At 56.0% G+C, this 13,548-nt stretch carries 11 protein-coding genes; 3 read left to right on the top strand and 8 right to left on the bottom strand.

Features of this window, described 5'->3' with window-relative positions; genetic code table 11:
• Positions 1-398: 398 nt before the first annotated feature.
• Both asnS and pncB read right to left on the bottom strand, forming a co-directional pair.
• On the bottom strand, positions 399-1,799 hold the full coding sequence (gene asnS, locus BMW97_RS06495) for an asparagine--tRNA ligase (RefSeq protein WP_023615887.1): 1,401 nt from the start codon (positions 1,797-1,799) through the stop codon (positions 399-401).
• Positions 1,800-1,965: 166 nt separating this feature from the next.
• Positions 1,966-3,168: a nicotinate phosphoribosyltransferase gene (gene pncB, locus BMW97_RS06490; protein WP_045908375.1), complete on the bottom strand. Its 1,203-nt coding sequence runs from the start codon at positions 3,166-3,168 to the stop codon at positions 1,966-1,968.
• A gap of 254 nt (positions 3,169-3,422) precedes the next feature.
• Between pncB and pepN the strand changes: the two genes are divergently transcribed.
• A complete protein-coding gene (gene pepN / locus BMW97_RS06485) occupies positions 3,423-6,035 on the top strand; it encodes an aminopeptidase N (protein WP_045908374.1) in 2,613 nt (870 codons plus the stop codon).
• Positions 6,036-6,140: 105 nt separating this feature from the next.
• On the opposite strand, the gene ssuB is transcribed toward pepN, so the two are convergent.
• Genes ssuB through ssuE form a run of 5 tightly spaced genes read right to left on the bottom strand, consistent with a single transcriptional unit; the run spans position 6,141 to position 10,381 of the window.
• The gene (gene ssuB, locus BMW97_RS06480) at positions 6,141-6,911 is read right to left on the bottom strand and encodes an aliphatic sulfonates ABC transporter ATP-binding protein (RefSeq protein WP_045908373.1); all 771 of its coding nucleotides are present in this window, start codon (positions 6,909-6,911) and stop codon (positions 6,141-6,143) included.
• Positions 6,908-7,699, bottom strand: coding sequence for an aliphatic sulfonate ABC transporter permease SsuC (gene ssuC, locus BMW97_RS06475; protein WP_023311016.1), 792 nt, complete (start codon positions 7,697-7,699; stop codon positions 6,908-6,910). The genes ssuB and ssuC overlap by 4 nt, the downstream gene beginning before the upstream one ends.
• A 9-nt stretch (positions 7,700-7,708) precedes the next feature.
• A complete protein-coding gene (gene ssuD / locus BMW97_RS06470) occupies positions 7,709-8,854 on the bottom strand; it encodes an FMNH2-dependent alkanesulfonate monooxygenase (protein WP_045908372.1) in 1,146 nt (381 codons plus the stop codon).
• A complete protein-coding gene (locus tag BMW97_RS06465) occupies positions 8,851-9,813 on the bottom strand; it encodes a sulfonate ABC transporter substrate-binding protein (RefSeq protein WP_045908371.1) in 963 nt (320 codons plus the stop codon). Before BMW97_RS06465 ends, ssuD begins: the two co-directional genes overlap by 4 nt.
• A complete protein-coding gene (gene ssuE, locus BMW97_RS06460) occupies positions 9,806-10,381 on the bottom strand; it encodes an NADPH-dependent FMN reductase (protein ID WP_008499940.1) in 576 nt (191 codons plus the stop codon). Before ssuE ends, BMW97_RS06465 begins: the two co-directional genes overlap by 8 nt.
• Positions 10,382-10,629: 248 nt before the next feature.
• Between ssuE and pyrD the strand changes: the two genes are divergently transcribed.
• Together pyrD and zapC are read left to right on the top strand one after the other, a co-directional pair.
• Complete coding sequence (gene pyrD / locus BMW97_RS06450; RefSeq protein WP_045908370.1) at positions 10,630-11,640, top strand: quinone-dependent dihydroorotate dehydrogenase; 1,011 nt, start codon at positions 10,630-10,632, stop codon at positions 11,638-11,640.
• A 166-nt stretch (positions 11,641-11,806) separates the two neighbouring features.
• Positions 11,807-12,349, top strand: a complete 543-nt coding sequence (zapC, locus tag BMW97_RS06445; RefSeq protein WP_032651189.1) for a cell division protein ZapC — start codon at positions 11,807-11,809, stop codon at positions 12,347-12,349.
• Here the strand turns inward: zapC and BMW97_RS06440 are convergent.
• Positions 12,346-13,455: a YcbX family protein gene (locus BMW97_RS06440; RefSeq protein WP_045908369.1), complete on the bottom strand. Its 1,110-nt coding sequence runs from the start codon at positions 13,453-13,455 to the stop codon at positions 12,346-12,348. The two genes, zapC and BMW97_RS06440, sit on opposite strands and share 4 nt — an antisense overlap.
• Positions 13,456-13,548: the final 93 nt, after the last annotated feature.

Below are 13,548 nucleotides of genomic sequence, written 5' to 3'. Positions count from 1 at the left end.
GTATTTTTGGGAACTTTGTGAACCACCTCAAACTTCAGAGCGCCCTGGCGAATTAAGCGACAGGACATATCCTATATATATGAATTCCTTATGATTAATTTGGATAAAGGCATTTCATATAAACAGACGCTAAACGACTCGTTTTTTCTTATGGCGCTGAAAAGCCTTCTGGATGGCTGTAAAACTGGTTGAAATTTGTGCTATGGCTTGAGAATGTAATAATCGCAATAAGAATGGGGCTTATTTTTTGTGGCTGGATATTTCGTGGAAATAAAACGTAACAACCAGGGATTGTGACGGGGTGATGGTTTAAAGAAGCTGACTTTGCGCTGACGAAAACTGACAATGCAGAATAAAATAATGGCCAGCACAAGCTGGCCATTTTAGTCTTTTACCGATTAGAAGCTGGCGTTACGTGGTGTACGTGGGAACGGAATCACGTCACGAACGTTCTGCACACCGGTCACGTAGGCGATCAGACGCTCGAAGCCCAGACCAAAACCAGCGTGCGGTACGGTACCGTAACGACGCAGATCGCGGTACCAGCTGTAGTCCGCAGGGTTGAGACCCATCTCTTCCATACGCGCGTCCAGCACGTCAAGACGCTCTTCACGCTGTGAACCACCGATGATTTCACCGATGCCCGGCGCCAGGACGTCCATCGCCGCCACGGTTTTACCGTCTTCGTTAAGGCGCATATAGAAGGCCTTAATGTCTTTCGGATAGTTTTTAACGACAACCGGCGCTTTGAAATGCTTCTCGGCCAGATAGCGCTCGTGCTCAGACGCCAGGTCTACGCCCCAGTAAACCGGGTTCTCGAACTTCTCACCGCATTTCTCGAGGATCGCCACCGCATCGGTGTAGTCCACCTGCGCAAAATCGGCAGAGACGAAGCGCTCCAGACGAGCTACTGCGTCGCTGTCTACGCGCTCGGCGAAGAATTTCATGTCGTCCGGACGCTCTTCCAGCACCGCTTTGAAGACATACTTCAGCATCGCTTCCGCCAGACCCGCAACATCGTCCAGGTTGGCGAACGCCACTTCAGGCTCCAGCATCCAGAATTCCGCCAGGTGACGGCTGGTGTTGGAGTTTTCGGCACGGAAGGTAGGGCCAAAGGTGTAGATTTTAGACAGCGCGCAGGCGTACGTTTCGCCGTTGAGCTGACCGGATACGGTCAGGAAGGCCTCTTTACCAAAGAAGTCTTTGTCATAGTCCACTTTACCTTCCGGGGTGCGCGGCAGGTTTTCGAGATCCAGCGTTGAGACGCGGAACATCTCACCGGCGCCTTCCGTATCGGACGCGGTGATCAGCGGGGTAGACACCCAGAAATAACCCTGCTCATCGAAGAAACGATGCAGCGCCTGCGCCAGCGTATGACGTACGCGAGCAACCGCACCAATCAGGTTGGTACGTGGACGCAGGTGCGCCACTTCACGCAGATACTCAATGCTGTGACGTTTAGCCGCCATCGGATAGGTATCCGGATCTTCAACCCAGCCGGTGACTTCGATGGCAGAAGCCTGAATTTCGAAACTCTGACCCTGACCCGGGGATGCCACGACCACGCCGGTGACAATAACGGAACAGCCCGTCGTCAGGTGCAGAACGTCATCATTGTAATTGGGCAGAGAATTATTAATGACGGCCTGTACAGGATCAAAGCAGGAACCGTCATAGACGGCAAGGAAGGAGATGCCAGCTTTAGAATCTCGGCGGGTACGCACCCATCCGCGCACGGTGACTTCCTGGTCAACGGCGACACGGCCCTGGAGTACGTCGGCTACAGGCACAACGCTCATAATATTCTCTCTGTTAATAGTCGGAAAAAATAAACACTTGTCCACCCTTATGGGGGGATATCTATGTTACCTGCCATCCGCTATCAGACAAGTAAATTTCGCAGTCAAAAGAGAAGAATTGAGAAATAAATAAGAAGAGGGGAGCCATGAAGGCTCCCTTAAGCGCTTAACTGGCTTTTTTGATCTGGGGAAGATCGAAGGCTTTGCGCAATGCGCGGACAAACGCCTTGTCATGGCAGATGGTTTTGCCCGGGCTGTCGGAGAGTTTCGCCACCGGCTTGCCGTTACATTCCACCAGCTTTATCACGATATTCAGAGGTTTTACCTGAGGAATATCGCAGGTTAACCGGGTACCAATCCCAAAGCTCAGGTTCACTCTGGCGTTGAAATGGCGATAGAGTTCGACGGCTTTCGCCAGATCGAGGTTATCGGAGAAGACCAGCACCTTGCTCATCGGATCAATGCCCAGTTTCTCGTAATGGGCAATGGCCTTCTCGCCCCACTCAATCGGATCCCCTGAATCGTGGCGTAATCCCTGATAACGCTCCGCAAATTCAGGTCCAAAGTCGCGCAGGAAGGCATCCATCGTAATACAGTCGGTGAGGGCGATCCCGAGTTGATTCGGGTACTCCTCAAGCCATGCAGCCAGTGCCGCGCGCTGGCTGTTTGCCAGGTCAGGGCTGATCTGCTGATGCGCCTGGAACCACTCGTGTGCCTGGGTACCCATTGGCGTCAGGTTGAGGCGACGGGCCAGATCGTAGTTACTGGTGCCCACGAACCATGGCTCCTGTTGCAGACGTTTAACGATGGCTTCCTGGACGTCGCGCGAAAAACGGCGACGGGTGCCAAAGTCCATCAGGCGGAAGCGGGACATGTCCAGCTCTGCGGTCAGCGTGGAGAAGTCAGCGAGCTTGTTTTCCAGCGAGGCGACCGCCTGCGCTACGCCCGTTTCCGGTGAGCGATAGCGGTGAGCCAGTTCACTGATCACCGCCAGAAGCGGCACTTCCCACATGATCACTTCCCGCCACGGACCTTCAAGGCGAATATCCAGCTTGCCATTATCGTTAACCACGGTGACCTGCTCCGGTCTATAGCGGAAATCGCGCAGCCAGTTCAGGTAGTCGGCTTTGAAGAAAGGCAGGCCAGAAAGCCACTGATATTCCTCGTCCTGCAGCGTCAGATGCTGCATAGCATTGACCTGTTCACGAATGGCGTCTGCGTAGATACCGAGCAAGTCGTCGCCACGGCAGCGGAATTCCGCCGCGACATGAACGTCATAGTAATGGTGGAAAACGGCTTGCTGCATATGCAGTTTATACGCGTCGGTATCCAGCAACGTATGCAGAACTGGAGAAGCGAATTGAGTCATAGGTGCGCAGTAGCATCCTCTCACAGGAGCGTTTAGTACAATAAACAACTCCGGAGTATACCTTGTTTAGTGATTTATTGAACCCCGATCACAACATAAGCGCGTTTTATGGTCGAGGGCATTTTGTGCCCCGTGTTATACAAATGTAGCAAAAAAAGGTGTTGACCCTGAAAAGATGAACATTCTGCATAGCGCGTTTTGCGCAACAGGAATATATTGAAACGTTACTCGACAAACGATGCATAAGGTTTTCTATGACACAACAGCCACAAGCCAAATACCGCCACGACTACCGTGCGCCGGATTATCTGATTAGCGAAATCGATCTGACTTTTGACCTGGATGCCACTAAAACCGTTGTCACGGCGGTGAGTCAGGTGACGCGCCACAGCGCAACTGCCGTGCCGCTGCGTCTGGATGGCGAAGACCTGACGCTGGTCTCCCTGCATATTAATGATGAAGCCTGGTCGGACTATAAAGAAGAAAACAACCAGCTGGTCATCGACAACCTGCCGGATCAGTTTACGCTGCGCATCGTGAATGAAATCAGCCCGGCCGCCAATACCGCGCTGGAAGGGCTGTACCAGTCTGGCGTGGCGCTGTGTACCCAGTGTGAAGCGGAAGGGTTCCGCCACATTACCTGGTATCTCGACCGCCCGGATGTCCTGGCGCGCTTCACCACTAAAATCATCGCCGATAAAACCCTGTATCCCTTCCTGCTCTCCAACGGCAACCGCGTAGGTGAAGGCGAACTGGAGAATGGCCGTCACTGGGTTCAGTGGCAGGATCCGTTCCCAAAACCGTGCTACCTGTTTGCGCTGGTGGCGGGCGATTTCGACGTGCTGCGCGACACCTTCAAAACGCGCTCAGGCCGCGAGGTGGCGCTGGAGCTGTTTGTTGACCGTGGTAACCTGGACCGCGCGCCGTGGGCGATGACCTCGCTCATCAACTCCATGAAGTGGGACGAAGAGCGCTTCGGCCTCGAATATGACCTCGACATCTATATGATCGTCGCCGTTGATTTCTTCAACATGGGCGCAATGGAAAACAAAGGCCTGAACGTCTTTAACTCCAAATACGTGCTGGCGCGCACCGATACCGCCACCGATAAAGATTATCTCGATATCGAACGCGTCATCGGCCACGAATATTTCCACAACTGGACCGGTAACCGCGTCACCTGCCGCGACTGGTTCCAGCTGAGCCTGAAAGAGGGCCTGACCGTCTTCCGTGACCAGGAGTTCAGCTCCGATATGGGGTCACGCGCGGTGAACCGCATCAACAACGTGCGAACCATGCGCGGCCTGCAGTTTGCGGAAGATGCCAGCCCAATGGCGCATCCGATCCGCCCGGATAAAGTCATCGAAATGAACAACTTCTACACCCTGACGGTGTATGAGAAAGGCGCTGAAATTATCCGCATGATCCACACTCTGCTGGGTGAAGAGAACTTCCAGAAAGGGATGCAGCTCTACTTCGAGCGTCATGACGGCAGCGCGGCCACCTGCGACGATTTTGTGCAGGCAATGGAAGATGCCTCTAATGTCGATCTTTCCCACTTCCGCCGCTGGTACAGCCAGGCCGGTACGCCGATTGTTACCGTCAAAGACGATTACAATCCAGAAACCGAGCAGTACACCCTGACCATCAGCCAGCGCACGCCGCCGACGGCAGAGCAGGAAGAGAAATACCCGCTGCATATTCCGTTCAGCATTGAGCTGTACGATAACGAAGGCAAAGTCATTCCACTGCAGAAGGGCGGCCACCCGGTACACCACGTGCTGAACGTGACCCAGGCCGAGCAGACCTTTATCTTCGATAACGTCTATTTCCAGCCGGTGCCTGCGCTGCTGTGTGAATTCTCCGCGCCGGTGAAGCTGGAGTACAAGTGGAGCGATCAGCAACTGACGTTCCTGATGCGTCACGCGCGTAACGACTTCTCCCGCTGGGATGCCGCACAAAGCCTGCTGGCGACCTACATCAAGCTCAACGTAAACCGTCATCAGCAGGGCCAGCCGCTGTCGCTGCCCGTTCACGTCGCTGACGCGTTCCGCGCGGTCCTGCTGGATGAGAAAATTGACCCGGCGCTCGCCGCTGAAATTCTGACCCTGCCGTCAGCAACGGAAATCGCGGAGTTGTTCGAGATTATCGATCCGATCGCGATCGTGGCGGTGCGTGAAGCGCTGACCCGTACGCTGGCTGCTGAGCTGGCGGACGAGTTCCTCGCCATTTATAACGCCAACAAGCTTGACGCTTATCACGTTGAGCACGCGGACATCGGTAAACGTTCTCTGCGCAACACCTGCCTGCGCTATCTGGCGTTTGGTGAAACCGAGCTGGCGAACACCCTGGTGAGCAAGCAGTATCACGAAGCGGATAACATGACCGACGCGCTGGCCGCGCTGGGCGCAAGCGTTGCCGCCGAACTACCATGCCGCGATGCGCTGATGCAGGAGTACGACGACAAGTGGCATCAGGATGGCCTGGTGATGGACAAGTGGTTCATCCTGCAGGCGACCAGCCCGGCGGCCGATGCGCTCAGCAACGTGCGCAGCCTGCTGAAGCATCGCTCCTTTACCCTGAGCAACCCAAACCGCGTGCGTTCGCTGATTGGCGCGTTTGCCAGCAGCAACCCGGCCGCGTTCCACGCCGAAGACGGCAGCGGTTATCAGTTCATGGTGGAAATGCTGACCGAGCTGAACAGCCGTAACCCGCAGGTGGCGTCGCGTCTGATTGAGCCGCTGATCCGTCTGAAACGCTACGATGCGAAGCGTCAGGCGAAGATGCGTGCCGCGCTTGAGCAGCTGAAAGGGCTGGAAAACCTGTCTGGCGATCTGTACGAGAAGATTGCTAAAGCCTTAGCGTGATGTAGAAAAAAAGCCCGGTGGGCAGGTAAACGCAAAACGGCAACCTCGGTTGCCGTTTTTAGTGTTTCCTTCCTCTCCCCGTGGGAGAGGGCCGGAGTGAGGGTGTCAGACATTAGCCTTAACTCGCCGCAACTCCGTTTCCCCTCGCTTCATCACCCGATCCAATACCTCAGCCTCCAGCTCCGCCAGTCTTGCCGAACCCACGCGACGAGGCCGCGGAAGATCCACCGTCAGATCCAGACCGATTTTCCCTTCCTCTATTAACAGCACCCGGTCGGCCATTGCGACGGCTTCACTCACGTCATGCGTCACCAGCAGTACCGTAAAGCCGTGCGCCTGCCAGAGGGATTCAATCAAATCCTGCATTTCGATTCGCGTCAGGGCGTCGAGCGCGCCCAGCGGTTCATCGAGCAACAGCAGGCCCGGACGGTGAATTAACGCCCGCGCCAGCGCCACGCGCTGCTTCTGTCCACCCGAAAGGGCAGCAGGCCACTCATCGGCGCGATTTTCCAGCCCAACGGCGGCCAGCGCCTGGCGGGCTTCATCCCGCCAGCTGCCCTTAAGGCCGAGCCCGACATTATCGATAACCGTTTTCCACGGCAGCAGCCGCGCGTCCTGGAACATCATGCGGGTATCGTCCTGAATATTCGCAAGCGGCGTTGTCCCTGCCAGAATGTCGCCGCCGTTGGGGGCTTCCAGTCCGGCCAGCAGCCGTAGCAGCGTACTCTTGCCGCCGCCGCTGCGTCCGACAACGGCCACAAACTGTCCGGCGGGAATATGCAGATCCAGCCCGTTAAGAATGGTGTTTTCGCCGTAGCGTTTGGTGACGCCGTTCAGCAGTAACGGGGTCCCCTGATTCAGTCGTGCCGTATTCATGCTTTCGCCTCCTGAAGGGTATAGGCCGGGTTCCAGCGCAGCCAGCTGCGCTCCAGCCACTGGGCGCTGACGTCAGCGAGTTTGCCGAGCAGGGCATAAAGAATAATGGCAACCACCACCACGTCCGTTTGCAGGAATTCACGGGCGTTCATCGCCAGGTAGCCAATCCCGGAGTTAGCTGAGATGGTTTCCGCCACAATCAGCGTCAGCCACATCAGGCCGAGCGCAAAACGCACGCCGACCATAATGGAGGGCAGGGCGCCCGGCAGAATCACATGAATAAAGAGGGAAAAACCCGATAAGCCGTAGCTGCGCGCCATCTCCACCAGACCACGATCGATATTGCGGATGCCGTGCCAGGTATTGATGTAAATCGGGAACAGCGTGCCCAGCGCCACAAGGAAGATCTTGGCACTCTCATCAATTCCAAACCACAAAATGACCAGCGGGATCAGCGCCAGATGCGGCACATTACGTAGCATCTGGATGGAGGTATCCAGCAGCCGTTCACCCCAGCGTGAAAGGCCGCTGATCAGGCCCAGGACCAGCCCGATGCTGCCGCCGATGGAAAACCCGATCACGGCGCGCCAGGAGCTGATCGCCAGGTGCTGCCACAGTTCTCCGCTAACGCTCAGCGACCAGAACGCTTCTACAACGCCCTCCGGAGAGGGCAGAATGCGGCTCGATAGCCAGCCGGTAGACGATGCGAGCTGCCAGAGCGCCACAATGCCGACGGGTAAAAACCACGGCGCGGCGCGCAGCAGCCATTTTTGTGAGGTGGCAGACATGGTCACTCCTTAGCTCTGTGCGGCTTTGCGTGGAATGAATTCGTTCGCCACGGCTTCGCCCTGAAGCTGAAGCCGCTGCGGCTGCGGCACCTCCGGAATGGCGACATCCAGGTGCGGGAACAGCAGTTCGCCCACCTTGTACGCCTCTTCCAGATGCGGATAACCGGAGAGAATAAAGCTGTCGATGCCCAGTTCGGCGTATTCATTGATACGCGCGGCCACGGTCGGGCCGTCGCCGACCAGCGCTGTGCCTGCACCGCCGCGCACCAGACCGACGCCTGCCCACAGGTTCGGGCTGATTTCCAGGTTCTCGCGCTTGCCGTTGTGCAGGGAGGCCATCCGGTGCTGCCCGACGGAGTCGGTTTTGGCAAATGCGGCCTGGGCTCTGGCGATCGTTTCATCATCCAGATGGGAGATCAGGCGGTCCGCCGCCTGCCAGGCTTCTTCATTGGTCTCGCGCACAATCACATGCAGACGGATACCGAAGCGCACCTTGCGGCCATGGGCAGCCGCTTTCGCGCGAACCTGGGCAATTTTTTCTTTTACCAGTTCAGGCGGTTCGCCCCAGGTCAGATAGAGATCGACCTGCTCTGCGGCCAGATCCTGCGCCACATCCGACGACCCGCCAAAATAGAGCGGCGGGCGCGGCTGCTGCACCGGCGGAAAGTAGAGCTTCGCGTCGCGAACGTGAATATGCTTGCCTTCAAAGGTAACGGTTTCCCCTTCCAGCAGGCGTCGCCAGACGCGGGTGAACTCGGCGGAGGCTTCGTAGCGTTCGGTATGGTCGAGGAACACGCCGTCGCCCGCCAGCTCCTGCGGATCGCTGCCCGTCACCAGGTTAAACAGGGCGCGGCCGTTGGACAGTCGGTCCAGCGTTGCCGCCTGACGTGCCGCCACGGTAGGAGAGACGACGCTCGGGCGTAACGCGACCAGGAATTTCAGACGCTGAGTGACCGGGATCATCGACGCGGCGACCAGCCACGCATCTTCACATGACCGTCCGGTCGGGATCAGCACCCCGGTAAAACCGATTCGGTCCGCCGCCTGTGCAATCTGCTGCAGGTAGCCATGGTCAACCGGGCGTGAACCCTCTTCTGTGCCAAGATAGTGTCCATCACCGTGGGTGGGTAAAAACCAGAAAAGATTCAGACTCATGATTTAGCTCCTTCTTTGCCTGCGGGTTGCCAGATGCGTTCGCGAATAGTGACCTGTTTTGGAACCAGGTGGTTTTGATAGAAGAGGTCGGCCGTTTGCTGCTGAAGCGCGGCGACGTGCGCGTCAACGGGCGTAATGGTGGTCGGCGGACGGTGGTTGAGATAGCTCGCGATCACCGGCTCAGGTAAGCCCATGGTTTTCGCCAGCAGGGCAATGCTCTCCTGACGTTGGCTCTGAGTCAGGGCATCGGCCTGGGTAAAGGTATCCAGCACGCCCTGAATAAATGCGCCGTTCTTTTCCGCATAAGGGCGCGCGGCCAGATAGAACGAGCCGGTCTGCTTCAGCGTGGTACCGTCTTTCAGCACGCGAACGCCGCCCTGCAGTAATGCGGCGGAGTAGTACGGATCCCAGATGGCCCAGGCATCAACGTTCTTCTGTTGGAACGCGGCGCGCGCGTCGGCAGGCGTCAGGTAAACAGGCTGAATGTCAGTGAACTTGAGCCCGGCCTCTTGCAGGGCACGCAGCAACAGGTTGTGTGAACTAGAACCCTTCTGGAATGCGACCTTATGGCCTTTGAGATCGGCGACAGTTTTAATATCGCTGTTTTCAGGCACCAGGATCACCTCGGCCTTCGGCTTGGGCGGCTCAACGCCTACATAGACGAGGTCCGCTCCCGCCGCCTGGGCAAATATCGGCGGAATATCGCCCGTGCTGCCGAGATCGATACTGCCCACGTTAAGGGCCTCCAGCATCTGCGGGCCGGCAGGGAACTCCACCCAGGAGAATTTGGTGTCCGGGAAGCGCTTTTCCAGAAGCTGGTGGCTTTTTGCCAGCACCATGCTGACGCTGCCTTTCTGATAGCCGATACGTAAGCTTTCCGGAGCCGTTTCTGCGGCATGGGCCAGCGAGGTAAATGCCATCAAACCGGCCAGTCCGATGCGGGTTAAGATTTTAAACATGGGCGACTCCTTGAGGCTGACCAAACGCCGGGGCCTGGATATCCCGGCGATGCAGGGCATGCCAGAAGGTTTCCAGAGCGTTATCGAGGCGGGTTTGCAGGTTGGGCGTAAAGTGGGGTTTATGCTGATAGTCGATAACCTGTGAGTCATCGGCGAAAACGCCGTGGAGGATCTCCTGCGCTTTCAGCGCGTTCAGCACCGGCTTCAGGGCATAATCCACGGCCAGTAAATGGGCAACCGTACCGCCCGTTGCCAGCGGCAGCACCACCTTTCCGTCCAGCGCGCGTTCCGGAAGCAGATCGAGCAGGGTTTTCAGCGCCCCGGAAAAAGAGGCTTTATAAATCGGCGTGGCCACGATCAGGCCGTCCGCGCCGTTAAGTTGCTCAATAAGGGTTTTCAGGGCGGGGCTGTCGAAACGGGCGTAGAGCAAATCTTCAGGTTCGAAGTTATGCAGGTTCCAGTGGCACACTTCCACATCCAGAGCATTCAGTTTTTCACGGGCATATTCCAGCAGGGCGCTGGAGCGCGACGGGAATCGTGGACTTCCGGCCAGGGTAATGACGCGCATACTTCCTCCTTATAACTAATTGTTTGCTTTTATCTAACATTCATAACAATTTTAAGGAGTGTGACACCGCGCGTTTATTCCACTAAATGATTTATCTGCAATTAAAATGCGAAAAAGTGCATAAGAAATAGACGGGGAGGTAAACGATTGCGTTTTACGCTGATTTTTTGCCGCAGGTCAATTCCCTTTCTCGCCGGGATCGCCCATAATCCCCTCCCGGTTTGCACACCGGGAATCCAGGAGAGTTCATGTACTACCCCTTCGTTCGTAAAGCCCTTTTCCAGCTCGACCCTGAGCGCGCTCATGAATTGACATTCCAGCAATTACGTCGTATTACCGGAACGCCTCTGGCCGCGCTGGTGCGCCAGCATGTGCCGGTAAAACCTGTGCAGTGCATGGGGCTGACCTTTAAAAATCCGCTGGGTCTGGCGGCCGGTCTGGACAAAAACGGCGAGTGCATTGATGCCCTGGGCGCGATGGGCTTTGGCTCCATTGAAATCGGCACCGTTACCCCGCGTCCGCAGCCGGGAAATGACAAGCCGCGCCTGTTCCGACTGGTGGAAGCCGAAGGGCTGATCAACCGCATGGGCTTCAATAACCACGGTGTTGATCACCTCGTCGAGAACGTTAAAAAAGCCCACTTTGACGGAATTCTGGGCATCAATATCGGCAAAAATAAAGACACGCCGGTCGAGCAGGGTAAAGATGACTATCTGATTTGTATGGAAAAAGTCTACGCCTATGCCGGTTATATTGCGGTGAATATTTCTTCCCCCAATACCCCGGGGCTGCGATCCTTACAATATGGTGAGGCGCTGGACGATCTTCTGAGTGCCATTAAAAATAAACAAAATGAACTCCAGTCGATCCACCATAAATATGTTCCGGTCGCGGTTAAGATCGCGCCGGATCTTTCTTCCGAAGAATTGATCCAGGTTGCCGACAGTTTAGTTCGTCATAATATTGATGGTGTGATTGCGACCAATACCACCCTCGATCGCTCCCTCGTGCAGGGAATGAAAAACTGTGACGAAGCGGGTGGGTTAAGCGGCCGTCCGGTGCAATTAAAAAGCACCGAAATTATTCGTGCTCTGTCTGCGGAATTAAATGGCCGTCTGCCGATTATTGGCGTCGGTGGCATTGACTCGGTGATTGCTGCGCGCGAGAAGATGGCAGCGGGTGCGTCACTGGTGCAAATCTATTCCGGCTTTATTTTTAAAGGGCCGTCGCTGATTAAAGAAATCGTTACTCATATCTAATCTTTTCTCCTAATCAGACAACCAGGGCTTTATTTCCAGCCCTGGTTGTTTTATATTCCGTCACTGTTGCTTATTTAGACATTATAGTCTTTTATTAATGGTGTTATAAACGAAGCGGCGATCAGGACATTTTTAGTACAGGACGTTTCGGGGACGGGAGAGAAACATGCGAATTAAACCTGACGATAACTGGCGCTGGTATTTTTGCGACGAGCATGACCGAATGATGCTCGACTTAGCCAATGGCATGTTGTTTCGCTCTCGTTTTGCCCGCCGAATGTTAACCCCGGACGCCTTTTCCCCGTCAGGCTTTTGCGTTGATGACGCTGCGCTGTATTTCTCCTTTGAGGAAAAATGTCGCGATCTGGTGCTCTCGAAAGAGCAGCGTGCCGAGCTGGTATTAAATGCGCTGGTGGCTATCCGTTTCCTGAAACCGCAAATGCCAAAGAGCTGGCATTTCCTGCCGCACGGCATGAACTGGACCCCGGCAACGGGTGATGCGGCCAGCGTCAATCTGAGCGATACCGCAGAAGAGGTGAGCCTGCTGGTGGTGGAGCCCGGCGAAAATGCCGCGCTCTGTTTGCTGGCCCAGCCCGGCGTGACGATTGCCGGGCGGACAATGCAGCTTGGAGATGCCATTAAGGTTATGAACGACAGGCTGAAGCCCCAGCTTCGCGTGGATGCCTTCAGCCTCGAGCAGGCGGTTTAAGCTTCCAGCTGTACGGACGTTTTCGGGACGCAACTACAGCACAGAATTGTGCCGTCATTTCCAATTGCCGATTTTTTCAACGCACTCACTTCGCCATCCACCAGCCTGATGCGGCAGCATCCGCAAATTCCTGCGCGACAGGAATAGGGGATGCGGATCCCTGCTTGTTCCAACTGCTCAAGCAATACCTGCTGGTTATTACCCCGGATCACGTTGCCCTGCCAGTGAATCTCTACCGCAGCGGCGACGTTTGTCTCAACGTCGACAAACTCCTCTTCCTGACCCGAGCCGTACACCCTTGCTGGCCCACGGGCGAGCACTTCTACCTCATCACCAACGCGGATCGCGCCGCTGGAGCGCGGGATCAGGTTCTGGCCGAAATCGACATCACCGTTATCCTGCGCGGTGCGGAATGACTGCAGCGTCTTCAACGGTTCGCCGGAAGGGTGCTTCTGGCCTTTCTCCGGGCTGACCGTCGTGAAAATGCAGCGGCTGCACGGCTTCACCACGTCAAAAATGACGCTGCCAATGCGGATCACTTTCCAGGTATCTTCGTCCCAGGCCTCTGCACCCGTCACCACCAGGTTCGGACGGAACTGTTCCATCTGAACGCTGGCTTTGCAGCGGCCTTGTAGATCACGCAGCGAGGCTTCGTTGGTCAGCAGGAACGGGAAGCCATCGGCGAAGGAGAGGGGAACGGCGTCGTGGCGCTTCACGCGACGCGTCAGTTCAGGCCCAACCCAGCGCAGCTGCACGTCCCGGGAAAAGAAGCCGCTCAGCCAGCGGTTAATCTCATCCGGGGCGATGCGCGCGGTAAAATGGTTACCCCACACTTCCGTTGGCGCATCGACGGGCGCAAAATCAGCAAAGCGAATCACCGCGCTGGAACCGTCCGGTGCGGTAAGGTGCAAACCGTCGTGAAGCGGGGAAGGGGTAAAGCGAACCATCTGAGGGAACTGGCGTGCGGTAATGAACGTACCGTCAGGCTCGGTGACCATAAAAATACGATCAAAGGCAAATCCGCTCATGTCGGCCAGCGCGTGAGAGACGCCGATGCCGCGCATGGATTTCACCGGATGAATAAAAAGCCTGGATAACGTCGCCACTGCACACTCCCTCGAATGAAAATAAGCCTTCAACTTTATGACATACACGCCATATTAGCTATAATGCGCGACAATTTTCTAAGAGTAAAAGTG

The organism is Enterobacter sp. NFIX58 (genome assembly GCF_900110475.1).
GTDB classification, from domain to species: domain Bacteria; phylum Pseudomonadota; class Gammaproteobacteria; order Enterobacterales; family Enterobacteriaceae; genus Enterobacter; species Enterobacter quasiroggenkampii.
Note: the sequence above shows the minus strand (reverse complement) of the source record. Positions and strands in the feature narration are given on the sequence as shown.